The organism is Pseudomonas sp. LAIL14HWK12:I1, assembly GCF_003202095.1.
GTDB lineage: Bacteria > Pseudomonadota > Gammaproteobacteria > Pseudomonadales > Pseudomonadaceae > Aquipseudomonas > Aquipseudomonas monteilii.
Genome location: NZ_QJKG01000002.1, coordinates 408,360 through 431,986, shown reverse-complemented (window position 1 = coordinate 431,986; position 23,627 = coordinate 408,360). Strand labels below are relative to the sequence as shown.

General features: G+C 63.1%; 25 protein-coding genes. 15 read left to right on the top strand and 10 right to left on the bottom strand.

The annotated features are described in order from the left end of the window. The 7 genes from D906_RS06975 to D906_RS06945 all read left to right on the top strand — a co-directional run bounded on the left by D906_RS06975 (position 1) and on the right by D906_RS06945 (position 5,005). Positions 1–591 carry a YggT family protein gene (locus D906_RS06975; RefSeq protein ID WP_025752257.1) on the top strand — a complete coding sequence of 197 codons (591 nt, stop codon included), beginning with the start codon at positions 1–3 and terminating at the stop codon, positions 589–591. An 88-nt stretch (positions 592–679) separates the two neighbouring features. Continuing rightward, the gene (locus D906_RS06970; RefSeq protein ID WP_019097209.1) at positions 680–1,819 is read left to right on the top strand and encodes a homoserine O-acetyltransferase; all 1,140 of its coding nucleotides are present in this window, start codon (positions 680–682) and stop codon (positions 1,817–1,819) included. Positions 1,820–1,826: 7 nt separating this feature from the next. Next, positions 1,827–2,447, top strand: a complete 621-nt coding sequence (metW, locus tag D906_RS06965) for a methionine biosynthesis protein MetW (RefSeq protein ID WP_003249106.1) — start codon at positions 1,827–1,829, stop codon at positions 2,445–2,447. A 22-nt stretch (positions 2,448–2,469) separates the two neighbouring features. Next, positions 2,470–2,904, top strand: coding sequence for a DUF4426 domain-containing protein (locus tag D906_RS06960; protein WP_019097208.1), 435 nt, complete (start codon positions 2,470–2,472; stop codon positions 2,902–2,904). Next, entirely contained in the window at positions 2,901–3,497 is a 597-nt protein-coding gene (gene rdgB / locus D906_RS06955; protein ID WP_019097207.1) for an RdgB/HAM1 family non-canonical purine NTP pyrophosphatase, read from the top strand. Before D906_RS06960 ends, rdgB begins: the two co-directional genes overlap by 4 nt. Then, the gene (gene hemW / locus D906_RS06950) at positions 3,494–4,669 is read left to right on the top strand and encodes a radical SAM family heme chaperone HemW (protein WP_019097206.1); all 1,176 of its coding nucleotides are present in this window, start codon (positions 3,494–3,496) and stop codon (positions 4,667–4,669) included. The genes rdgB and hemW overlap by 4 nt, the downstream gene beginning before the upstream one ends. Positions 4,670–4,678: 9 nt before the next feature. After that, complete coding sequence (locus D906_RS06945; protein ID WP_016712515.1) at positions 4,679–5,005, top strand: DUF3392 domain-containing protein; 327 nt, start codon at positions 4,679–4,681, stop codon at positions 5,003–5,005. 631 nt (positions 5,006–5,636) lie between these two features. Here D906_RS06945 and trmB read toward each other — a convergent pair. The 4 genes from trmB to D906_RS06925 form a co-directional block, all read right to left on the bottom strand. Next, a complete protein-coding gene (trmB, locus tag D906_RS06940; RefSeq protein WP_019097204.1) occupies positions 5,637–6,359 on the bottom strand; it encodes a tRNA (guanosine(46)-N7)-methyltransferase TrmB in 723 nt (240 codons plus the stop codon). Between the two features lie 9 nt (positions 6,360–6,368). Then, positions 6,369–7,181 carry a thiazole synthase gene (locus tag D906_RS06935; protein ID WP_019097203.1) on the bottom strand — a complete coding sequence of 271 codons (813 nt, stop codon included), beginning with the start codon at positions 7,179–7,181 and terminating at the stop codon, positions 6,369–6,371. A 54-nt stretch (positions 7,182–7,235) separates the two neighbouring features. Next, entirely contained in the window at positions 7,236–7,436 is a 201-nt protein-coding gene (thiS, locus tag D906_RS06930) for a sulfur carrier protein ThiS (protein ID WP_012274654.1), read from the bottom strand. A gap of 102 nt (positions 7,437–7,538) precedes the next feature. After that, positions 7,539–7,910: a DUF423 domain-containing protein gene (locus D906_RS06925; protein ID WP_016712519.1), complete on the bottom strand. Its 372-nt coding sequence runs from the start codon at positions 7,908–7,910 to the stop codon at positions 7,539–7,541. Positions 7,911–7,974: 64 nt separating this feature from the next. Between D906_RS06925 and mtgA the strand changes: the two genes are divergently transcribed. Then, positions 7,975–8,685 (top strand): monofunctional biosynthetic peptidoglycan transglycosylase, encoded by a 711-nt coding sequence (gene mtgA / locus D906_RS06920; protein ID WP_025752243.1) that lies wholly within the window; start codon positions 7,975–7,977, stop codon positions 8,683–8,685. Between the two features lie 109 nt (positions 8,686–8,794). Here mtgA and rpoH read toward each other — a convergent pair whose 3' ends face one another. The 4 genes from rpoH to ftsY form a co-directional block, all read right to left on the bottom strand. Next, on the bottom strand, positions 8,795–9,649 hold the full coding sequence (gene rpoH, locus D906_RS06915; RefSeq protein WP_015272155.1) for an RNA polymerase sigma factor RpoH: 855 nt from the start codon (positions 9,647–9,649) through the stop codon (positions 8,795–8,797). A gap of 111 nt (positions 9,650–9,760) precedes the next feature. Then, a complete protein-coding gene (gene ftsX, locus D906_RS06910) occupies positions 9,761–10,786 on the bottom strand; it encodes a permease-like cell division protein FtsX (protein ID WP_016712522.1) in 1,026 nt (341 codons plus the stop codon). Further along, entirely contained in the window at positions 10,783–11,454 is a 672-nt protein-coding gene (gene ftsE / locus D906_RS06905; protein WP_012274659.1) for a cell division ATP-binding protein FtsE, read from the bottom strand. Before ftsE ends, ftsX begins: the two co-directional genes overlap by 4 nt. Before the next feature lie 2 nt (positions 11,455–11,456). After that, on the bottom strand, positions 11,457–12,983 hold the full coding sequence (gene ftsY / locus D906_RS06900) for a signal recognition particle-docking protein FtsY (protein WP_027614837.1): 1,527 nt from the start codon (positions 12,981–12,983) through the stop codon (positions 11,457–11,459). 231 nt (positions 12,984–13,214) lie between these two features. On the opposite strand from ftsY, the gene D906_RS06890 reads away from it, so the two are divergent. The 6 genes from D906_RS06890 to D906_RS06865 all read left to right on the top strand — a co-directional run bounded on the left by D906_RS06890 (position 13,215) and on the right by D906_RS06865 (position 20,468). Then, a complete protein-coding gene (locus D906_RS06890; protein ID WP_027614836.1) occupies positions 13,215–14,570 on the top strand; it encodes a pitrilysin family protein in 1,356 nt (451 codons plus the stop codon). Continuing rightward, entirely contained in the window at positions 14,563–16,053 is a 1,491-nt protein-coding gene (locus D906_RS06885) for a pitrilysin family protein (protein WP_016712526.1), read from the top strand. Before D906_RS06890 ends, D906_RS06885 begins: the two co-directional genes overlap by 8 nt. Then, complete coding sequence (gene rsmD, locus D906_RS06880) at positions 16,053–16,655, top strand: 16S rRNA (guanine(966)-N(2))-methyltransferase RsmD (protein WP_016712527.1); 603 nt, start codon at positions 16,053–16,055, stop codon at positions 16,653–16,655. Before D906_RS06885 ends, rsmD begins: the two co-directional genes overlap by 1 nt. A 92-nt stretch (positions 16,656–16,747) precedes the next feature. Next, entirely contained in the window at positions 16,748–18,049 is a 1,302-nt protein-coding gene (locus D906_RS06875) for a pitrilysin family protein (RefSeq protein WP_019097913.1), read from the top strand. Then, a complete protein-coding gene (locus D906_RS06870; protein ID WP_027614835.1) occupies positions 18,042–19,415 on the top strand; it encodes a pitrilysin family protein in 1,374 nt (457 codons plus the stop codon). Before D906_RS06875 ends, D906_RS06870 begins: the two co-directional genes overlap by 8 nt. Positions 19,416–19,475: 60 nt before the next feature. After that, positions 19,476–20,468: a hydrolase gene (locus tag D906_RS06865; protein ID WP_019097915.1), complete on the top strand. Its 993-nt coding sequence runs from the start codon at positions 19,476–19,478 to the stop codon at positions 20,466–20,468. Between the two features lie 12 nt (positions 20,469–20,480). On the opposite strand, the gene D906_RS06860 is transcribed toward D906_RS06865, so the two are convergent. Together D906_RS06860 and D906_RS06855 are read right to left on the bottom strand one after the other, a co-directional pair. Continuing rightward, positions 20,481–21,335 (bottom strand): sulfurtransferase, encoded by an 855-nt coding sequence (locus tag D906_RS06860; RefSeq protein WP_019097916.1) that lies wholly within the window; start codon positions 21,333–21,335, stop codon positions 20,481–20,483. 35 nt (positions 21,336–21,370) lie between these two features. Continuing rightward, positions 21,371–22,036 carry a TetR/AcrR family transcriptional regulator gene (locus D906_RS06855; RefSeq protein ID WP_019097917.1) on the bottom strand — a complete coding sequence of 222 codons (666 nt, stop codon included), beginning with the start codon at positions 22,034–22,036 and terminating at the stop codon, positions 21,371–21,373. A 151-nt stretch (positions 22,037–22,187) separates the two neighbouring features. On the opposite strand from D906_RS06855, the gene D906_RS06850 reads away from it, so the two are divergent. Continuing rightward, positions 22,188–23,618 (top strand): coniferyl aldehyde dehydrogenase, encoded by a 1,431-nt coding sequence (locus D906_RS06850; RefSeq protein WP_027614834.1) that lies wholly within the window; start codon positions 22,188–22,190, stop codon positions 23,616–23,618. The last annotated feature ends 9 nt before the right edge of the window (positions 23,619–23,627 follow it).

The window sequence follows — 23,627 nt, the reverse complement described above, 5'->3', positions numbered from 1 at the left end:
ATGAATGCACTGTCCGGTGCCGCGATCTTCGTGGTGCAAACCTTGGTCAGCCTGTACCTGGTGATCGTACTGCTGCGCTTCGTGCTGCAGCTGGTCAAAGCCAACTTCTACAACCCGCTTTGCCAGTTCGCGGTGCGCGCGACCCAGCCGCTGCTCAAGCCGATCCGCCGGGTCATCCCCAGTGTCGGCGGGCTCGACACCTCGTCGCTGCTGCTGGCAATCGTTATCCAGGCCCTGCTGATGGGCTTCGTGCTGATGGTCACCTACGGCACGTTCGGCGACATCCTGCACCTGTTGATGTGGGCGATCATCGGCATCACCTCGCTGTTCCTGAAGATTTTCTGGGTGGCGATGATCGTGATGGTGATCGTTTCGTGGGTCGCCCCCAACAGCCATAACCCGGCGGCCGAGCTGGCCTACCAGATCAGCGAGCCGGTGCTGGCACCGTTCCGCCGTATCGTGCCTAACCTTGGCGGCATGGATATCTCGCCGATCTTCGCCTTCCTGGCGATCCAGGTGATCCAGTCGTTCGTCATGCCCCCGCTGGCCGCCTACGCCGGCATGCCACAGGAACTGTGGCGCATGATCTGACCCTGGTTGCCCCCAGCGGCAAGCCTTTGCTTGCCGCTGGGGGTAGCGCTCTTTAGACTTACGCCTCCGTCAAGCGTGAGCAGGGTCGATGTCCACTGTCTTTCCCGAAGATTCCGTCGGTCTGGTAGTACCGCAAACCGCCCGGTTCGATGAACCGCTGGCCCTGGCCTGTGGCCGTTCCCTGGCCAGTTACGAGCTGGTCTACGAGACCTATGGCACCCTGAACGCCAGCGCGAGCAACGCCGTGCTGATCTGCCATGCCCTTTCCGGCCACCACCATGCCGCTGGCTACCATGCCGAAACCGACCGCAAGCCGGGTTGGTGGGACAGCTGCATCGGCCCTGGCAAGCCCATCGACACCAACCGCTTCTTCGTGGTCAGCCTGAACAACCTCGGCGGCTGCAACGGCAGCACCGGCCCCAGCAGCATCAACCCGGCCACCGGCAAGCCTTATGGCGCCGATTTCCCGGTGCTGACTGTCGAAGACTGGGTACACAGCCAGGCACGCCTGGCAGACCGCCTGGGCATTGCGCAATGGGCAGCAATCGTCGGCGGCAGCCTGGGTGGCATGCAGGCACTGCAATGGACCATGACCTACCCCGAGCGTGTGCGCCATTGTGTCGACATCGCCTCGGCGCCCAAGCTGTCAGCACAGAACATTGCCTTCAACGAAGTGGCACGCCAGGCCATCCTTACCGACCCTGAATTCCACGGTGGTTCGTTCCAGGACCAGGGCGTGATCCCCAAGCGCGGTCTGATGCTGGCGCGCATGGTCGGCCACATCACCTACCTGTCGGACGACTCGATGGGTGAAAAATTCGGCCGTGAGCTCAAGAGCGACAAGCTCAACTACGACTTCCACAGTGTCGAGTTCCAGGTCGAAAGCTACCTGCGCTACCAGGGCGAAGAGTTTTCTGGCCGTTTCGACGCCAATACCTATCTGCTGATGACCAAGGCGCTGGACTATTTCGACCCGGCCGCCGCCCAGGGCGGTGACCTGGCTGCCACTCTGGCCCACGTCAAGGCGGACTACTGCATCATGTCGTTCACAACCGACTGGCGCTTCTCGCCGGCCCGTTCGCGCGAAATCGTCGACGCCCTCATGGCGGCCCGCAAGAACGTGTGTTACCTGGAGATCGACTCGCCTTACGGGCACGATGCCTTCCTGATCCCCACACCTCGCTACATGCAGGGTTTCTCGAACTACATGAACCGCATTGCCATCTGAGGACAGCATGAGAGCCGATCTGGAAATCATCCACGACTGGATCCCCGCCGGCAGCCGGGTACTCGACCTGGGCTGCGGCAGCGGCGAACTGCTGGCCTCGCTGCGTGACCGCAAGCAAGTCACCGGCTATGGCCTGGAGATCGACGCCGACAACATTGCCGCGTGCGTGGCCAAGGGCGTCAACGTCATCGAGCAGGACCTGGACAAAGGCCTGGGCAACTTCGCCAGCAACAGTTTCGACGTAGTGATCATGACCCAGGCCCTGCAGGCCGTGGAGTACCCCGACCGCATCCTCGACGAGATGCTGCGCGTGGGCCGCCAGTGCATCATCACCTTCCCGAACTTCGGCCACTGGCGCTGCCGCTGGTACCTGGCCACCAAGGGACGCATGCCGGTATCGGACTTCATGCCGTATACCTGGTACAACACGCCGAACATCCACTTCTGCACCTTCGCCGACTTCGAAGAGCTGGTGCACGAGCGCAGGGCCAAGGTGCTCGACCGCCTTGCCGTCGACCACTTGCACCGCAACGGGTGGGGTGGCCGGCTTTGGCCTAATCTTCTAGGTGAGATCGGCATCTATCGCGTCAGCAGCCCGGGCCTGCAAGAGCACCAGCTCGCGGTCTGACGCCCACCGGAGGAATCGCCCCATGCATCGCCTAGCCCTGTTCCTGATCAGCCTGTGCCTGGCCTTGCCGGTACTGGCTGCCGATGCCGCCCGGCCCGAGCGCAAGGAAGTGTTTGGCGACGTGACGGTGCACTACAGCGCGTTCACGTCGAGCATGCTCACGCCCGAGGTGGCCGCAGCCACCGGCCTGGTGCGCAGCAAGAACCAGGGCGTGCTCAACATTGCCGTACTCAAGGCCAACAAACCTGCCACAGCGGTGGTCAGCGGCACGGTCAAGGACCTGACCGGGCGCAGCAGCCCACTGTCGTTCAAACAGATTACCGAACAGGGCGCGGTGTACTACATCGCCCAGTTCAAGATCGAACAGCCAGAAACCGTTACCTTCGACCTGAATATCGAAACCGGCGGTATCAGCAATTCCCTTAGCTTCAACCAGGAAGTGTTCCCAGGCGAATGATGAATTTCCAGCAACTCGTATTGGCCAGCCACAACGCCGGCAAACTCAAGGAACTGCAGGCCATGCTCGGCCAGTCCGTGCAACTGCGTTCGATTGGCGAATTCAGCCAGGTAGAGCCAGAAGAAACCGGCCTGTCGTTCGTTGAAAACGCCATTCTCAAGGCGCGTAACGCCGCACGTATCTCCGGCCTGCCGGCCTTGGCTGACGATTCCGGCCTGGCGGTGGACTTCCTCGGTGGTGCGCCGGGTATCTACTCGGCGCGCTACGCCGACGGCAAGGGTGACGCGGCCAACAATGCCAAGCTGCTCGAAGCCTTGAAGGACGTGCCCGAAGCCGAGCGCGGTGCGCAGTTCGTCTGCGTACTGGCGCTGGTGCGCCACGCCGACGACCCGCTGCCGATCCTGTGCGAAGGCCTATGGCACGGCAGCATCCTGTTCGAGGCCAGCGGCGAGCACGGCTTTGGCTATGACCCGCTGTTCTGGGTGCCGGAACGCAACTGCTCCAGCGCCGACCTGGCCCCTGTGGACAAAAACCAGCTCAGCCACCGCGCCCGTGCCATGGCCCTGCTGCGCCAACGTCTGGGCCTGGCATGATCGCAACGCTGTCCACCCCCGGCGCGGCGGGTTTCACCAGCCTGCCGCCGCTGGCGCTGTACATCCACATTCCGTGGTGCGTACGCAAGTGCCCTTACTGCGACTTCAACTCCCACGCTGCCGGGCCTGAACTGCCGGAAGACGCCTACGTCACAGCACTACTGGACGACCTCGATCAGGAGCTGGCTGCCGTACAGAGCCGCCCGATCAGTTCGATCTTCTTCGGGGGCGGTACGCCCAGCCTGTTCAGTGCCAACGCCTTGGGCCGGCTGCTGCGAGGCGTGGAACAACGCATCCCGTTCGCACCCGACATCGAAATCACCCTGGAAGCGAACCCTGGCACCTTCGAGCAGGACAAGTTCAAGGCCTACCGGCAAACCGGCATCAACCGCCTGTCCATCGGTGTGCAAAGTTTCCAGCCCGCCAAGCTGGAGGCGCTGGGGCGCATCCACAATGGCGATGAAGCGGTCCGTGCTGCCGGCATGGCGCGTGCGGCCGGCTTCGACAACTTCAACATGGACCTGATGCACGGCCTGCCCGACCAGTCGCTGGAGGATGCGCTGGGCGACCTGCGCCAGGCCATCGACCTGGGGCCGACGCACCTGTCGTGGTACCAGCTGACCGTGGAGCCAAACACGGTGTTCTGGAACCAACCGCCAGAGCTGCCCGAAGACGACATCCTCTGGGACATCCAGGAAGCCGGCCAGGCACTGATGGCCGAGCATGGCTTCCGCCAGTACGAGGTATCGGCCTACGCCCAGGCGGGCCGCGCTGCCCGGCACAACCTGAACTACTGGCGCTTCGGTGACTTCATCGGCATCGGCGCTGGTGCCCACGGCAAGCTGACTTTCGCCGACGGGCGCATCCTGCGTACCTGGAAGACCCGCCTGCCCAAGGATTACCTGAACCTGGCCAAGCCATTCAAGGCCGGCGAGAAGCTGCTGCCGGTCGACGAGCTGCCATTCGAGTTCCTGATGAACGCCCTGCGCCTGACCGACGGAGTGGAAGCCGAGCTGTTCACCCTGCGCACCGGTTTGCCACTGGAGCAACTGCGCGAGGCACGCCGCGCCGCCGAACAAAAGGGCCTTTTGCAGGTCGAACCGGATCGACTGGTGGCCACGCCGAGGGGCCAATTGTTCCTCAATGACCTGCTGCAGTATTTCTTGACCTAAGGATGACCCATGGATCTGGTACTTGATCTGCTCGCGACGGTTTCCCGCTGGAGCCGCGGTAACCTGTCGGAGATTTCACTGGCCTTGGTAGGCTGCCTGCTGGTGCTGTTTGGTAGCGATGTCAAAGCCTGGGCCGAGCAGCGGCTGGGTGGCTTGGCGGGCGCATTGCGAGTGCCGTTCATGGCGCTGATGGTGATGATCGGCAGCGGTGCGGCGCTGATCTATGCCACGCCGTGGGTGGTGAAGGGGTTGAGCCAGTTCAACAACTACGCGCTCGCGCCGGTGCTGTTGGTAGTGCTGGTGTTGATTGGTGTGGTGGCGGATCGCCGCGGGTAAGCATTGCTAAAAGCTGCCCCGGGATACCAGGGCAGCCCTACCTCCTGACTAGCCCTTAACGGGCATCATCGAAGTGGTCGCGCATGAAATCCCGAACGGTCTTGATCACTATCAAGATCCGGGCAAGCTTCCAGACGCGGCTCAGCGCATCAAGCAAACGCTTCATATGCCTTGGCCTCCATGTTGGCGGGCCAATCTTCCAGCATCTAACCGGCACTTCGATGCCTTCGAAAACCAGGTGAAGGCTTTCAGTGAAGTGGCCAGGTCAATGGCCCTTCGATAAACATTTACCGGCACGGTTCTCAGGCCGTGTCGAAGGGGCCGGAAAGCGGCATTCTTCTCCTACCCGGCCCATCACTGAATCCATCCACAAGGGAGCCATGCGATGATACGTGGAGCAGCCCCCCAAAGCTGTTAACAGCTCCGACACACGTGATGCCGCATGTTTCCATGCATTGACGCGCGTTCGCGGGCTACCTATGATCGTTCGACCAGGTGGGGGTTTTCAGTGAAGTCCCAGAGCGAAGGATACTCAGTCCTGTTGCTCACAAAAAAACCGCCTTTCTCAAGGCGGTTTTTTTTCGCCTGCATTTCTGCAAGCACCAGCACATCGAAAGGCCGTATCAGCCGTTCAATCCACCTTCTCGAACTTCAAGTCCCACACCCCATGTCCCAGCCGCTCGCCGCGGCGTTCGAACTTGGTGATCGGGCGCTCTTCCGGGCGTGGCACGTAGGTGCCGTCGGCCGCACGGTTGCGATAGCCAGGCGCAGCACTCATCACTTCCAGCATATACTCGGCATACGGCTCCCAGTCGGTCGCCATGTGGAACACGCCACCGGGCTTGAGCTTGCGACGTACCAGCTCGGCAAACTCCAGCTGCACGATGCGGCGCTTGTGGTGACGGGCCTTGTGCCACGGGTCGGGGAAGAACAGCATCAAGCGGTCGAGGCTGTTGTCCGCCACGCAGCGGTTCAGCACTTCGATGGCATCGCAGTCATACACCCGCAGGTTCTTCAGGCCCTGGGTCAGCACGCCGTTGAGCAGCGCGCCCACACCGGGGCGGTGCACTTCCACGCCGATAAAGTCCTGCTCAGGCGCGGCAGCAGCCATTTCCAGCAGGGAATGGCCCATGCCGAAGCCGATCTCCAGGGTGCGCGGCGCCGAGCGGCCAAACACCTGGTCGTAGTCCACCGGGCTGTCGGCCAGCGGCAGGATGTACAGTGGGCCGCCCTGGTCCAGGCCGCGTTGCTGGCCTTCGGTCATGCGCCCGGCGCGCATCACGAAGCTCTTGATGCGGCGGTGTGGGCGGGCGTCGCCGTCGGGGGTGATCGGCGTATCGTGCGATTCAGTCATCAGGGGCTCTTACTTGATCAGACCATCCAGCGGCGAAGAGGCGCTGGCATAGAGTTTCTTCGGCATGCGGCCGGCCAGGTAGGCCAGGCGACCGGCGACGATGGCGTGCTTCATGGCTTCGGCCATCAGCACTGGCTGCTGGGCGTGGGCAATGGCCGAGTTCATCAGCACGGCCTCGCAACCCATTTCCATGGCGATGGTGGCGTCGGAAGCCGTGCCTACCCCCGCATCGACCAGTACCGGCACCTTGGACTCCTCCAGGATGATCTGCAGGTTGTAGGGGTTGCAGATACCCAGGCCGGTACCAATCAGGCCAGCCAGTGGCATCACCGCGATGCAGCCGGCTTCGGCCAGTTGGCGAGCAATGATCGGGTCATCGCTGGTGTACACCATCACGTCGAAACCTTCCTTGACCAGCACTTCGGCGGCCTTGAGGGTTTCGATCACGTTGGGGAACAGGGTTTTCTGGTCGGCCAGCACTTCCAGCTTTACCAGCGTGCGGGATTCGTGCGATTTGCGGCCATCGAGCAGCTCGCGGGCCAGACGGCAAGTGCGTACCGCTTCCACCGCGTCAAAGCAGCCTGCCGTGTTCGGCAGGATGGTGTACTTGTCGGGCGACAGTACGTCGAGCAGGTTCGGCTCGCCCGCATTCTGGCCAAGGTTGGTGCGGCGAACGGCGACGGTGACGATTTCAGCACCCGAGGCTTCGGTAGCCAGGCGGGTTTCTTCCATGTCACGGTACTTGCCGGTGCCCACCAGCAGGCGTGACTGGAAAGTACGCCCGGCCAGGGTGAAGGGCTTGTCGCTACGAACGTTGCTCATCGTTGTTCCTCGGGAAAAGGTTGCAGGGCTAGCTTGTGAACCGCCGGGCTGCTGTCAGCCGCCACCAATGGCGTGGACCACTTCGACCTGGTCGCCGTCGTTCAGCAGCGTGCTGTCGTGCTGGCTGCGCGGCACGATATCCAGGTTCAGTTCCACTGCGACACGGCGCCCGGCAAGCTCCAGGCGCGTCAGCAGGGCTGCAACGCTTTCACCAGCAGGCAGTTCGTAAGGTTCACCGTTCAGTTGAATGCGCATGCGCACGGCCACCATTGTTCTTTGGGGCCCGCATTCTAGCGCCGAACCGCCCTGCAACCCAAGGGCGGTGCGCGCCATTAGTCGCGATTGTGGACCACCCGGTCAGCCCAGCCGCCAGGCTGCCAGGCCCAGGCACAACCAGCCGGCCAGGAAGCACAGGCCGCCAATCGGGGTGATGATGCCCAGCTTGCCCAGGCCGCTGAGGGTCAGCAGGTACAGGCTGCCGGAGAACAGCACGATCCCCAGGGCAAACAGGCCGCCAGCCCAGCCCACCAAGCGCCCGGGCAGGTGCGCCGAGAGCACGGCAACGCCGAAGATCGCCAGGGCATGCACCAGCTGGTAGGTCACACCGGTATGGAAAATGGTCAGGTAGTCAGCCGTCAGACGGTTTTTCAGACCGTGGGCGGCGAAGGCACCCAGGGCGACCCCGGTAAAGCCGAAAAAGGCGGCAAGCATCAGGAAGCTGCGAAGCATGGGACGACTCCTTGGATCGGGTCTGTATAATGGCCCCTTCCACCCGTACGGCCAAGCCATCGCCATGCTGCCAACCCTTCTTCGCCGCCTTTCCCGTGCCCTGCTCTGGTTCGCAGCCGGCAGCACCGTGCTGGTGCTGGTGTTCCGCTGGGTGCCACCGCCCGGTACGGCACTGATGGTCGAGCGCAAGGTGCAATCGTGGGTCAGTGGCGAGCCGATCGACCTGAAACGCGACTGGGAGCCGTGGGAGAACATCTCCGATGAGCTGAAGGTTGCCGTCATTGCGGGTGAGGACCAGAAGTTCGCCAACCATTGGGGGTTCGACATCCCGGCCATCCAGGCGGCACTGGCCTATAACGAGCGCGGCGGCAGCGTTCGCGGTGCCAGCACCCTCACCCAGCAAGTAGCCAAGAACCTGTTTCTGTGGTCCGGGCGCAGTTGGTTCCGCAAAGGGCTGGAGGCGTGGTTCACGGCCTTGATCGAGCTGTTCTGGTCGAAGGAGCGAATTCTCGAGGTCTACTTGAACAGCGCCGAATGGGGCAAGGGCGTGTTCGGCGCTCAGGCGGCGGCGCGCTATCACTTTGGCGTGGATGCCAGCCGGCTTAGCCGCCAGCAGGCGGCGCAACTGGCGGCCGTGCTGCCTAGCCCGATCAAGTGGAGTGCCAGCCGGCCAAGTGCCTATGTGGCCAGCCGGGCCGGGTGGATTCGCCGGCAGATGAGCCAGTTGGGTGGGCCTGGCTACCTGATGCAACTCGACACTTCGCGCAAACTTTGAGCCTTTTGGGGCTGCCGCGAAAGGGCCGCACAGCGGCCCCAAAACCTCACAGGCATGAAAAAGCCGCTGCCCCTCACGGCCAGCGGCTTTTCAATACAGCCAGGCTAGATCAGACCGCGATCAACGCCTTGACCTTGTTCATCGCATTCTTCTCCAGCTGGCGAATCCGCTCAGCCGACACGCTGTACTTGTCTGCCAGCTCATGCAGCGTGGCCTTCTCTTCCGCCAACCAGCGCTGGTAGAGAATATCGCGGCTGCGCTCGTCCAGCCCTTGCAGGGCTTCATGCAGGTTACTGGTCGAATTGTCGCTCCAGTCAGCATCCTCCAGTTGCACCGCCGGGTCGTACCGGTGGTCTTCCAGATAATGTGCAGGCGACTGGAAGGCGCTGTCGTCGTCAGCTTCCGCTGCCGGGTCGAACGCCATGTCCTGGCCACTCAAGCGGCTTTCCATCTCACGCACTTCACGCGGCTCTACACCAAGGCTTTCTGCCACGCGATGCACTTCGTCGTTGTTCAGCCAGGCCAGACGCTTTTTCTGGCTGCGCAGGTTGAAGAACAGTTTGCGCTGGGCCTTGGTGGTCGCCACCTTGACGATACGCCAGTTGCGCAGGATGAATTCGTGGATTTCTGCCTTGATCCAGTGCACGGCGAACGACACCAGGCGCACACCCATTTCCGGGTTGAAGCGCTTGACGGCTTTCATCAGGCCGACGTTGCCTTCCTGGATAAGGTCAGCCTGGGCCAGCCCGTAACCCGCATAGCTACGGGCAATGTGTACGACGAAACGCAGGTGGGCCATCACCATTTGACGAGCGGCCTCGACATCCTGCTCATAATAGAGACGCTCGCCCAGATCACGCTCCTGCTCGACCGTCAGCAGCGGGATGCTGTTGACCGTGTGCACATAGGCTTCCAGGTTTGCACCGGGTACCAAGGCATAGGCAGGTTGCAACGATGTGGTCATTCAAGAACCTCCGACTTACAAAACTCGCGCCTTGTGGGCGCTGCCAACATTGACCTGGAACGACGGTACAAGTTCCACAGTGAAGAAAATGTCAATGCTGGCACGTAAAAACTATCGCGGCGCCAGCTCGTTCAGGTGACGAGCGACTGCGATCCATGCACCGATATACCCCAACAACACTGCTCCGATCAAGAGGGACAGACCATCGGACGCCGGCACCCCCCCCAGGGCGAAATCACTGCCATACAGCCCGGAAAGCCCTACAACCGCCTCGTTCAGCCAGTTCAGGCCAAACGCCAGGATGCCCCACGCCAACAGGCCCGCACCCAGGCCATAGAGGGCACCCATGTACAGGAAAGGCCGGCGTACGTAGGCGTCGGTGCCGCCGACCAGCTTGATCACTTCGATCTCGATCCGGCGGTTTTCAATGTGTAGACGAATTGTGTTACCGATTACTAACAACAGGGCAGAAATCAGCATCACGGCCAAGCCGAAGACGAAACGGTCACCCAGCTTGAGAATGGCCGCCAGGCGCTCGACCCACACCAGGTCCAGCTGCGCCACTTCAACCCGTGGCAGCTCCGACAGACGCTGACGCAACGCTTCCAGGGCCGGTTTGTCGACCTCGGTCGGGGTCACAACCACCACGCCAGGCAACGGGTTGTCGGGCAGTTCACGCAGGGCCTCGCCCAGGCCGGACTGCTGCTGGAATTCCTCCAGCGCCTGCTCGCGGCTGACATATTGCGCGTCCGCCACGCCGGGCATGCCCTTGATCTCATCCCGCAGCGCCTCACCATCACGGCTGCCGGCATCCAGCTTGAGGAACAGCGAAATCTGCGCGGCGCGCTGCCACGAGCCGCCGAGCTGCTCGATGTTCTTCAGCAGCAACGACAGGCCCATGGGCATGCTCAGCGCCACCGCCATCACCAGGCAGGTGAAAAAGCTGCCGATCGGTTGCTTGCCCAAGCGGCGCAGGCTGTCGGCCATGCTGGCACGGTGGCTTTCCAGCCAGGCATGCAACAGCGTGCGGAAATCCGGGCCATCATCGTCTTCGCCGCGTTTCTTCTTCGCCGGTTGCGGGTCAGCGGGCTTTGGTGCAACCCGCTCGGAAACCTTCGGCGTACGTGTAGTGCTCATTGCCCGGCCTCCCCATCGCCGATCAAGCGGCCGCGTTGCAAGGTCAGCATGCGGTGGCGCATGCGCGCAATCAGTGCCAGGTCGTGGCTGGCGATCAATACCGTGGTACCCAGGCGGTTGATGTCCTCGAACACACCCATGATCTCTGCGGCCAGGCGCGGGTCGAGGTTACCGGTGGGTTCGTCGGCCAGCAGCAGGGCCGGCTGGTGGACGATGGCGCGGGCAATGCCTACCCGCTGCTGCTGCCCGGTGGACAGGTCGGCCGGGAACAGCTCGCCCTTGTCGGACAGTGATACACGCTCCAGGGCCGAATCCACGCGCTTGGCGATCTCCGCCTTGGACAGGCCGAGAATCTGCAGGGGCAAGGCGATGTTGTTGAACACCGTGCGGTCGAACAACAGCTGGTGGTTCTGAAACACCACGCCGATCTGCCGGCGCAGGAACGGGATTTGCGCATTGCTGATCTGGCCCAGGTCCTGCCCGGCCAGCATGAGCTTGCCGCTGGTCGGGCGCTCCATGGCCAGCAACAGGCGCAGCAAGGTGCTCTTGCCGGCGCCCGAGTGCCCCGTGACGAACAGGAACTCGCCCCGGCGCGCCCGGAAACTCAGCTCATGCAAACCCACATGACCATTGGGGTAGCGCTTGGCAACCTGTTCGAATCGGATCATGGTCAGTCTCGCTCGGCGAACAAAGCCTTGACGAACGGCTCGGCTTCGAAGGTACGCAGGTCGTCGATGCCTTCACCCACACCGATGAAGCGGATCGGAATGTTGAACTGCTTGGCCAGGGCGAAGATCACCCCGCCCTTGGCAGTGCCGTCCAGCTTGGTCAGGGCCAGGCCGGTCAGCTCAACGCTCTGGTTGAAGTACTTGGCCTGGCTGATGGCGTTCTGGCCAGTACCGGCGTCGAGCACCAGCAGCACCTCGTGCGGCGCATCGGCGTCGAGCTTGCCGATAACCCGGCGGACCTTCTTCAGCTCTTCCATCAAGTTGTCTTTGGTGTGCAGGCGGCCGGCGGTATCAGCGATCAGCACATCGGCGCCACGCGCCTTGGCGGCTTGAACGGCGTCGAAGATCACCGACGCGGAATCGGCGCCAGTATGCTGGGCGATTACCGGAATCTGGTTACGCTCGCCCCACACTTGCAACTGCTCGACCGCTGCGGCACGGAAGGTATCGCCAGCGGCCAGCATCACCTTCTTGCCTTCCAGCTGCAGCTTCTTGGCCAGCTTGCCGATGGTGGTGGTCTTGCCGGCGCCGTTCACGCCAACCACGAGGATGACGTAAGGCTTGTTTTGCGCCTGCACTTTCAACGGCTGCTCGACCGGGCGCAGCAGTGCGGCCAGCTCTTCCTGCAGCGACTTGTACAGGGCATCGGCGTCGGCCAGCTGCTTGCGCGCGACCTTCTGGGTCAGGTTCTGGACGATAGCCGAGGTTGCTTCCACGCCGACGTCAGCGGTCAGCAAACGGGTCTCGATCTCGTCGAGCAGGTCGTCGTCGATGACTTTCTTGCCCAGGAACAGGCTGGCCATGCCCTCGCCGATGCTGGCGCTGGTCTTCGACAGGCCCTGCTTCAGGCGGGCGAAGAAGCCGGGTTTGGCTTGTTCGACAACGGCTGGGGCAGCGACAGGGGCCGGTTCTGGCTCGACAGGTGCTGCTACCAGACGCTCGGGGATCGCTGGCGGGGCCTTTGGCTCCAGGTCGGGAACCAGAGCAACAGGCTCTTCGGCAACGGGCAGGACCAGGTTGCTGACAGGGGGCTCGACGGCTTGAATGACCGGTGCTGCTACGGGTGCAGGGATTTCGACCTGCGGGGCGGCAGGCTCTGCAGTCGCGGGCACGCCCGCTCCCACAGGGGCCGGGGTTGGCTCAGGGGCCTGGGCCACCGCAGGGGCAGGTGCCGGCTCGAATACCGGAGTCGCCACTGGCGCCGTTGCAGGCTCAGAGGCCAAGGCTGGCTCGGCAACCCGAGGGGCCTCCGCTACAGCTGCGGGGGCTGCTGTAACCACCGGCTCGACCGGAGCAGCTTCAGGGCGCTCGACGGCGGGCTGCGGCGCTACGGGTTCTGCAGCCTGGGGTTCGGGGGCTTGTGGCTGTTCGGCGACAGGTTGCTGCGGCTTCTTTCGAAACCAGCTGAACAGGCCTTTCTTTTCGCCAGCCTCGGCCGGCGCTTTTTTGTCGTCGTTGGAACCAAACATGGAGGACGGCTATCTCAGGGTAGCGATGAGCCAGCAATGGCACATCGGGAATTCTCTCTACGCAGAACAGACTATCTTGAAGCCCGCTGGTTCATGCGCAACGTTTTGTCTTAGTGTCCTGTGGGCCAGAACGGCGACAGGCATGGTCGCCAGGCAACCGGATCAGTATCCTAGCACCTCCTGGCCCGTCGACGCTAAACCCAGCGGGCCGCCGAACAGGTTAAACACCGTATGAATGCTCTAGCCCGCCGCGCCGCTGGCCTGTTGTTCGGCACGCTCTGCCTGCCGCTCGCGGCCCTCGCCGCCGATGTGCAACCCACCCACGAATTCATCCTCGACAATGGCCTGAAAGTGGTCGTGCGCGAAGACCACCGCGCCCCGGTGGTGGTCTCGCAGATCTGGTACAAGGTGGGTTCCAGCTACGAGACCCCGGGCCAGACCGGCTTGTCCCACGCGCTGGAACACATGATGTTCAAGGGCAGCGCCAAGGTCGGCCCCGGCGAAGCTTCGCGCATCCTGCGTGACCTGGGCGCCGACGAAAACGCCTTCACCAGCGACGACTACACCGCTTACTACCAGGTGCTGGCCCGCGACCGCCTGCCGGTAGCCCTGGAGCTGGAGGCTGACCGCCTGGCCAGTCTGCGCCTGCCCGCCGACGAGTTCAGCCGCGAAATCGAGGTCATCAAGGAAGAGCGCCGCCTGCGTACGGACGACCAGCCCAATCAAAAGGCGTTTGAGCTGTTCCGCGCCATGGCCTACCCAGCCAGCGGCTACCACACCCCGACCATCGGCTGGATGGCCGACCTTGAACGTATGAAGGTCGAGGAGCTGCGTCACTGGTACGAGTCCTGGTACGCGCCCAACAACGCGACGCTGGTGGTGGTCGGCGATGTTACCGCCGACGAGGTCAAGGGCCTGGCGCAGAAGTATTTCGGCAGCATTCCCAAGCGCGCCGTGCCACCGGCCAAACTGCCCCTGGAGCTGGCCGAACCTGGCCACCGCCAGTTGACCCTGCATGTACGCACCCAACTGCCCAGCCTGATCTACGGCTTCAACGTGCCCGGCCTGCCCACCGCCAAGGACCCGCGGACCGTGCACGCCCTGCGCCTGATCTCGGCCCTGCTCGATGGCGGCTACAGCGCCCGCATGCCGGCACGCCTGGAGCGTGGTCAGGAGCTGGTGGCCGGCGCTTCTTCCAGCTACAACGCCTTCACCCGCGGCGACAGCCTGTTCCTGATTTCGGCTACGCCGAACGTGCAAAAGCAGAAAACCCTCGCCGATGTCGAAAAAGGCATCTGGCAGTTGCTTGAAGAACTCAAGACCACCCCGCCCATTGCCGAAGAGCTCGAACGCGTTCGCGCCCAGGTCATCGCCGGCCTGGTCTACGACCGCGACTCCATCAGCAGCCAGGCCACCACCATCGGCCAGCTGGAAACCGTCGGCCTGTCCTGGAAGCTGATCGACAGCGAGCTGGACGAGCTCAAGCGTGTCACCCCGCAGGACATCCAGAACGCCGCGCGCACCTATTTCACCCGCGAACGCCTGAGCGTTGCCCATGTACTGCCCGAGGAGTCCGCTCATGAGTGATTGCCGCGCACCACGCCCAACCCTGCTGGCCACCGGCATCCGCGCCCTGGCGCTGGCGACCGTGCTGGCCGCCCCGGCCATGGCCGACAACGCCGCCAAGGCCGACAACAGCGCCGCTCGCCCAGCCAACACCTTGCAGTCCTTGGCCGAGCTGGATGGCAAGGCACCCAGCCGGCGCCAGTTGAACATTCAGCACTGGAACACCGCCGAAGGCGCCCGTGTGCTGTTCGTAGAAGCCCGCGAACTGCCCATGTTCGACCTGCGCGTCACCTTCGCCGCCGGCAGCAGCCAGGACGGCGTTACGCCAGGCGTGGCCGCACTGACCAACGCCATGCTCAACGAGGGCGTTGCCGGCAAGGACGTGACCGCCATCGCCGAAGGCTTCGAAGGCCTGGGCGCGGACTTTGGCAACGGCTCCTACCGCGACATGGCCGTGGCCTCGCTGCGCAGCCTCAGCGCCAAGGACAAACGCGAACCGGCTCTCAAGCTGTTTACCGAGGTGGCGGGCAAGCCGACCTTCCCCGAGGACGCCCTCAAGCGCATCAAGAACCAGATGCTGGCCGGCTTCGAATACGAAAAGCAAAACCCCGGCAAGATCGCGGGCAAGGCGCTGTTCGGCAAGCTTTACGGCGATCACCCTTACGCCCACCCCAGCGACGGTACCGCCGAAAGCATCGACGGCATCACCCTGGCACAGCTGCGCGCCTTCCATGCCAAAGCCTATACCGGTGGCAACGCGGTCATCGCGCTGGTCGGCGACCTGAGCCGCGCGGAAGCCGAAGCCATTGCGGCCCAGGTATCTGCCGGCCTGCCGAAGGGCCCGGCACTGGCCGCGCCAGCCCAGCCCACTGACGCCAAGGCTGGCCTGACTCACATCGACTTCCCGTCCAAGCAAACCCACCTGATGCTGGCCGAACTGGGTATCGACCGCCAGGACCCGGACTGGCCAGCCCTGTCGCTGGGCAACCAGATCCTCGGCGGCGGTGCGTTCGGCACCCGCCTGATGAGCGAGGTACGTGAAAAGCGCGGCCTGACCTACGGCGTGTACTCGGTGTTCAGCCCGATGCAGGTGCGCGGCCCGTTCATGATCAACCTGCAAACCCGTGCCGAGCTGAGCGAAGGCACGCTGAAGCTGGTGCAGGACATTCTTGCCGACTACCTCAAACATGGCCCTACCCAGCAAGAGCTGGACGATGCCAAGCGTGAACTGGCCGGCAGCTTCCCGCTGTCCAATGCCAGCAACGCCAGCATCGTCGGGCAACTGGGTGCAATCGGCTTCTACAACCTGCCACTGACCTGGCTGGAGGACTTCATGCAGCAGTCCCAGGCCCTCACCGTCGAACAGGTCAAGGCGGCCATGAACAAACACCTGTCAGCCGATAAACTGGTGATCGTCACCGTTGGCCCGAAAGTGCCACAAAAACCGCTGCCAGCCCCCACTGACAAGCCCTCCGAGCAGCCGCTCGGAGTACCGGAGCACTAATGCCAAGATCCACCCCTCCCGCCCGCCCGCAATCGGGCCAAAGCAAGGGCCAGGGCCACCTGCGCATCATCGCCGGCGAGTGGCGCAGCCGTCGCCTGGCGGTACCGGAAGGCGAAGGCCTGCGGCCAACGCCCGACCGCGTGCGGGAAACCGTATTCAACTGGCTGGCCCCTTACATCGAAGGCGCCCGCGTGCTGGACGCCTTCACCGGGAGCGGCGCCCTGGTGCTCGAAGCCCTGTCGCGCGGAGCGGAAGACGCAGTGGCGCTGGACAGCAACCCGGCGGCCATCGCCAACCTGAAGAACAACCTCGAAATCCTGCGCTGCCCGCGTGGGCAGATCCTGCAAACCGATGCCCTGCGCTACCTGCAAGGCCCGGCCAAGCAGCAGTTCGATGTGGTGTTCCTCGACCCGCCGTTCCACCAGGACCTGCTGGCCAACACCTGCAACCTGCTGGAGCAGAACCAGTGGCTGCGCGAACAGGCGTGGGTCTACACCGAAAGCGAAGCCGCGCCTTCAACCTTGCAACTGCCAGGCAACTGGCGCCTGCACCGCGAGAAGAAAACCGGTCAAGTGCACTACGCGCTCTGGCAGCGGGACTAACCGTTTAACCCAAGGTTGGCTACTTAGTTACCCCCAGCCCGCCGACCACATGGCTGAAGCTGCTCCTTCGTTCTTGCAGGAGCACTTCAACCATGACCGAACACCCTTCCCCGCCCATACCGACCGGCGCGGTAAGTTCTTTCACGCTAACCAACGGCCTGCGCGTCTATCTGCGTACAGACCAGCGTGCGCCATTGGTCAGCGTGCAACTGTGGTATCACGTTGGCTCCAGTTACGAGCCCAAAGGCCACACCGGCCTGTCGCATGCCCTGGAGCATCTTTTGTTCGAGGGCAGCAGCAAGCTGGCTGCGGGCCAATATTCCACCCTCATGGCCCGCCTAGGCGGCGAGCCAAATGCGTTCACTCATTCCGATGCCACTGTTTTTCCTCTGACACTGCCCGCCAATCGTCTGGAAATCGCCTTGGAGGCAATGGCCGACGTCATGGCCAGCGCGACCCTAGCCGATGCTCCTTTTGCTCGTGAATTGGCGGTAGTCATGGCCGAGCGACGAGAGGAAGTCGATAACAACCCCTGGGCCTTGGCACTGGAGTATCACCTGATGCTTGCCTACGGCGACAGCGGCTATGGTACCCCTGTGATCGGCCATGACACCGACCTAAGCCACACGAGCCTGGCGGCTGCGCGCACTTGGTATCAGACCTGGTATCACCCCAACAACGCCACACTTGCAGTGGCCGGCGACATTACCCTGCCTCAGTTGCAGACGCTGGTCACACGGCATTTTGCAGCGATCCCCGCCCATCGCCTGCCCGCGCAGCAAATCCCCACAGCGCCAGCAGGGCTTGTTCGGCGCTTTCAAACCCTGCGATTGCAAGGCCTGTACAGCGGAGCGATCACCAGTTTCAATCTCCCAAGCCAATGTACCGCCACCTGTGACGCTCAGGCGTATGCCCTGCGGTTGCTGCCCGACATCCTTGCCCAAGGCCATGCCAGCACCCTGCAGCGCCGCATGGTGCTGGACAATCCCTTACTGTCGGGCCTCAGGGCCAGCTACGAGCCTTGGCAGCGAGGCGACAGCCTATTGACCCTCTATGCACTTTGTAGCCCACAAGTCCCCCCTGAAACCGCAGCAGAAAGGCTTACGCTCGAAATCGAAGCGTTCTGTCAGTCGGCGCCGGCCGCAGCAGACCTCCAACGCGCCAAAGCGCGCTTGATAGCGCGGCAGGTATACGAAAAGGATGACATCGCAAAACAGGCTCATGCCATTGGCATGCAGGCCGCCTGCGGCCTGGACCCGGTTGCACTGGGGGATGAATGCCAAACCATCGAAGCCGTGACAGCCGAGCAGGTCGGCGAAGTCGCCCATGAATTCCTGACCAAGGCCCGCACATCAATCACCCTCATGCATCACAAGGAAAGTGCCGATGAATAACCTGGACTCAGTTGCACAGCAGCCTGACGCAGCCGACGGCATTCCTCGCGGCTTGGCCTCAGCCCGAGGGCTTGACCTGGAACAGTTCGAAACCCTTCAAACGCCGGTGCAAACCTGGACAACCGAAGGCGGCACGAAGGTGAAGTTCGTCGAAGCCCACGGGCTACCGATCGTGGACATGATATTGCAGTTCAAGGCAGGCACGACCCAGGACACCGCCCAACACGGACTGGCAGCCCTGACGTTGTACATGCTCGATGAGGGCAGCCAGCATTTCACCGCGATCGAGCAGGCAGATCAGCTGGAACGCTTGGGCGCGATCATGGAAAAGCATATTCGCCTGGAGCACGCGACTCTGAGCCTGCGCAGCCTCAGCACGAAAACACTGCTTGATCCTGCATTGGGGCTCTTCATCGACCTTGTCGCACAGCCTGCGTTCACGCCTTCGGCGTTGGAAAAAACCAAGCGCCAGCTGATGCAGCACAACGCATCTCGCGAACGACACCCCTATCTCAGGGCGCGATGCGAAGCCTATCGACATCTGTTCCAAGGCCACCCCTATGGCAATCCACTCGGGAGCACCGATCAAGGCATCGAAGGCATTTCCTCTGCAGATTTGAGGCGTTTCCATCAGCGTGCTTACTGTGCCAGCAACCTCGAAATGGTGCTGATTGGAGACCTTTCGCCCGAGGCTGCCCAAGCCATTTCACAGCGCGTTAGCCAGGCATTGCCCCAAGGCTGGTCCGCAGCTGAACTGCCCGTCATACCACCGGCGACCAGCGCAACGATCAACATTGAGCAGGCTGGTGCCAGCACCGCCGTCCTGCTTGCGCTTCCCATGAATGTGCCAGCCAATGATCCTGAATACCCTGCCCTGGCACTGGCCAGCACCGTGCTGGGGGCGGGTATAGAGTCCCGCCTGATGCTGGAACTGCGCCAACGTCGCGGCTTGACCTATGGCATTCATGCCAAAGTGACGCCCATGAGTGCTGGCGGGCTGTTCACCATCGATTGGGAAATTGCACCGAAGCATGCGCAAAGCTCAGCTCAACTGGTTGATGCCTTGCTGCGTGACTTCATCGAGCAAGGGCCAACCCAGGCCGAGCTGCAACTGGCACGGATACAGCTGGCAGGGCAACTATTACGGGCCGTGGCGCAGAACAAGAACCTGGCGGACTTGCTGGCCGAGGTCACCTATCAACGCCAACCCGCGGACCATCTCGACACCTACGTCGAGCGCATCCGCGCGCTGACACCGGCCGATATCAGCGCCGTCATGCGGCGCAGGCTCGATCTGACGAAAAGAGTATTGGTCAGCGTCGGTCCATCGGCCAAGCAGCAACCTCTGCCAGATCTCGACCAATAGCGCAGGTACTGTGGCGCTTTTTCATGGCACTCTAGGCAGGCACATCACGAGTCGCCCAGTATGCCCAGCCAAAGTGCCACATTTCGCCCGGCCACCGGCCTTTCCAATCCCCACCTGCAAACCCTGTGGGGGCCCCTGTGGCGCAAGCTGCCTGAACTGCAGCGCAACCGCGAGCGGCTGTGGCTGGCCGACGGCGACTTCATCGACCTCGACTGGCATGGCCCCCATGAACCTCATGCACCACTGGTGCTTGTGCTGCATGGGCTGACCGGCTCGTCACATTCGCCCTATGTGAAAGGCTTGCAGCAAGCGCTGCAAGGGCGCGGTTGGGCCAGCGTGGCAGCGAACTGGCGCGGTTGCTCGGGCGAACCCAACCTGTTACCACGCAGCTACCACTCCGGCGCCAGTGAAGACCTGGCGGAAATTGTCAGCCACCTGCGCGCCCAACGCCCCTTGACGCCACTGTATGCAGTGGGCTACTCGCTGGGCGGCAATGTACTGTTGAAATACCTGGGCGAAAGCGGGGTTGCCAGCCAACTGGAAGCAGCGGTTGCCGTGTCGGTGCCCTTTCGTCTGGACCACTGTGCAGACCGTATCGGCCAGGGGTTTTCCAAGGTGTATCAGGCGCACTTCATGCGCGAAATGCTGGCGTATGTGCAGCTCAAACAGCGGCACTTCCACGAGCAGGGTCAGCACGATCGGCTGGCGGCGTTGGAGCGCCTGGGGCAACTGACCAACTTGCGCACATTCTGGGACTTCGACGGCAAAGTCACCGCACCACTCAACGGCTTTCGCGATGCGCACGACTACTATCGCCGCTCATCGAGCCACTTCTTCCTCGGCCAGAACCGCACGCCAACGCTGATCATCCATTCCAGCGATGACCCGTTCGTGTCCGGCCATAGCCTGCCAACGGCCCGTGAGCTGGCGCCACAAACCTGCTTCGAACTGCACAGCCGCGGTGGTCATGTGGGCTTTGTCGATGGCAGCCTGCGAAATCCGGGGTACTACCTGGAGCGGCGGATTCCGCAGTGGCTGGTGGACGGCCAATAGGGCGCTTACCGATTACTCGCCAGTGGCTACGCCATGCTCCGGATCATTGATCCACTCGCTCCAGGACCCGGCATACAGCTTGCCCAACGGGTACCCCGCCAGCGCCAGCGCAAACAGGTTGTGGCAAGCCGTCACCCCAGACCCACAATAAGACACGAGTTGCTCTGGCGCGCGCCCGGCCAGCTTTTCGGCAAAGCGCTGCTTGAGCTGCTCCGCCGGCAAAAAGCGCCCATCAGCCCCCAGGTTGTCGGTAAACGCTGCGCACTGGGCCCCGGGAATATGCCCCGCCACCGGATCGATCGGCTCCACTTCACCGCGAAAACGCGGCAAGGCACGCGCATCGATCAAGGTCAGGTCACTGCTACCCAGGCGCTTGCCCAGGTGGTCGGCATCGATCAGCAGCCTGGCGTCCGGCTCGCCCTTGAAGTTGCCTTCGCGTTTGGGCGGCGGGTCCAGGCTCAGCGGCAGGTGCGCGGCATGCCAGGCCTTCAGGCCACCGTCGAGAATCGCCACACCGCTGCGCTTGCCCAGCCAGACCAACAGCCACCAGGCACGGGCGGCAAAGGCACCGGGGCCGTCGTCGTACAGCACCACCTCACTGTCGTTGTCCAGGCCCCACTCACGCAGGCGCGCGACCAGCCGCTGCGCATCGGGCAATGGGTGGCGCCCGGTGCGCCCCTTGCTCACCGGCCCGCTGAGGTCGCGGTCAAGGTCGGCAAAATGCGCCCCAGCGATATGCCCTTGGGCATAGCTGCGTTGGCCGTAGTCCACATCCTCAAGGGCAAAGCGGCAGTCGAGAATCACCAGCTTGGGCGCGTCCAGGCGCTCGGCCAACTGCTGCGGGGTGATCAATTGCGCAAGGGGCATGACAATCTCCTGATCGATGGCACTTGGGCCCTGGGCTACAACTCCAGGGCCTGGTTGAACGGTACATGGAATTCCTGGCACAAGGCGTCCACGGCAGCGCGGGCGTTGTCGGTCACATAGCCGAGCTCCAGCACCAGCACCTGATAGACGCCGCGTTTGAAAGCTTCTTCACCCAAATGCGCGGAATGTTCACGCGTGGTGCTGAGAAAACGCACCCACGATGTCAGCACGATCCAGGCATTGATGGTCAGCGACTCGATCTGTGCCGGCGCCATGGCCAGAATGCCCGCCTCGACAAAGCCACGGTAGATCGCCTGGCCCTGGCGCAGGCAGCGCTCGGAAAAGCGCCGGTAACGGGCGGCCAGTTCGGCATCGCTGTCCAGCAGGTGCTCCAGGTCGCGGTGCAGGAAGCGGTAGTTCCACATGGCGGCCAGCAAGGCCTTGAGGTAAAAGCGCTTGTCCTCCACGGTGGCCGCGCGGCCTTGTGGCGGGCGCAGGAAGCTGTCCACCAGCTCTTCATACTGGCTGAACAACAGGGCGATGATCGCCTGCTTGTTGGGGAAGTGGTAATACAGGTTGCCGGGCGAGATTTCCATGTGCGCGGCAATGTGGTTGGTACTGACGCTGCGTTCGCCCTGCTGGTTGAACAGCTCCAGGCTGTTCTGCACGATGCGCTCTCGGGTCTTCATGCGCGGGGCCATGCTCAGCTCCCAGTCTGCGGGCCTTCTTCAAAGGGCCATCTTACGGCGTATTGCAGGTGGAATGCACCGTTCGAACACGTGGAAAAATTCGCACCATCGTGCAGATTAGAGTATAGGCTCTAGAGATTCCCTGCCCGGACTCGACACCGCCATGAACTCGCCCAGTGCCTTGCCCCCTGTGCAATCCGACCTCGACCTTGCAGCGTTGTTCGCAGCCCAGCGCCAGGCCTTTGCAGGTACCCCCCTGCCACCGGCCGCCCAGCGTCGGCAATGGCTGAAAAGCCTGCGTGAAGCCCTGTTGGCCAGCCAGGATGAACTGATCGAGGCCATCAGCGAGGACTTTACCGGACGCAGCGCCGACGAGACCTTGCTGGCCGAGTTGCTGCCCTCGATACAGGGCCTGCGCCACGCCGAAAAACACCTGCAGCGCTGGATGCGCGCCAGCCGGCGACGCGTTGGTCTGGCCTTCCAGCCAGCCAGCGCGCAGGTGCGATACCAACCGCTGGGGGTGGTCGGCATCATCGTGCCGTGGAACTACCCGCTGTTCCTCGCCATCGGCCCGCTGACTTGCGCGCTGGCTGCCGGTAACCGGGTCATGCTCAAGCTCAGCGAAGCCACACCCGCCAGTGGCCAGGTACTGAAGCGGCTGTTAGAGCGAGTGTTTCCCGCCGACCTGGTCAGCGTGGTACTCGGCGAGGTCGAGGTGGGCCAGGGCTTCGCCCGCCTGCCCTTCGACCACCTGCTGTTTACCGGCGCCACCAGCGTGGGCCGCCAGGTGATGCTGGCTGCGGCGCAGAACCTGACGCCGGTCACCCTGGAACTGGGCGGCAAGTCGCCCGCCATCGTGTCGGACGACGTGCCCCTGGACACTGCCGCCGAGCGCATCGCCTTCGGCAAAACCCTCAACGCCGGCCAGACCTGCGTCGCCCCCGACTATGTGCTGGTGCCGCGTGATCGGCTGGCGGCCTTCAGCGACGCCTACCAGCGCGCCGTTCAGCGCCTGTACCCGCGCATCGCCGACAACCCTGACTACACCGCCATCATCAACCCACGCCAGCTGCAGCGTTTACAGTACCTGCTGGATGATGCCCGCGAAAAAGGTGCGCAAGTGCTCGACCTGTACCCTGGCGAGCCCCGCCAAGGCCGACGCCTGCCGCCACACCTGCTGCTGGCCGTGAGTGACGACATGCAGGTGATGCAGGACGAAATCTTCGGCCCGCTGCTGCCGCTGGTGCCCTACGACAGCCTCGACCAGGCGCTGGCCTACATCAACCAACGCCCGCGCCCGCTGGCGCTTTACTACTTCGGGTATGACCGGGCCGGGCAGGAACACGTGCTGCGCCACACCCACTCTGGCGGCGTGTGCCTGAACGACACCCTGCTGCATGTGGCCCAGGACGACCTGCCCTTCGGCGGCATCGGCCCCTCGGGCATGGGCCACTACCATGGCCACGACGGCTTCCTGACCTTCAGCAAGGCCAAGGCCGTGCTGGCCAAGCAACGTTTCAACGCCGCGCGGCTGATTTACCCGCCTTATGGCAAAGCCTTGCAGCGCCTGGTCTACAAGCTGTTCATCCACTGAGGGGCAGCC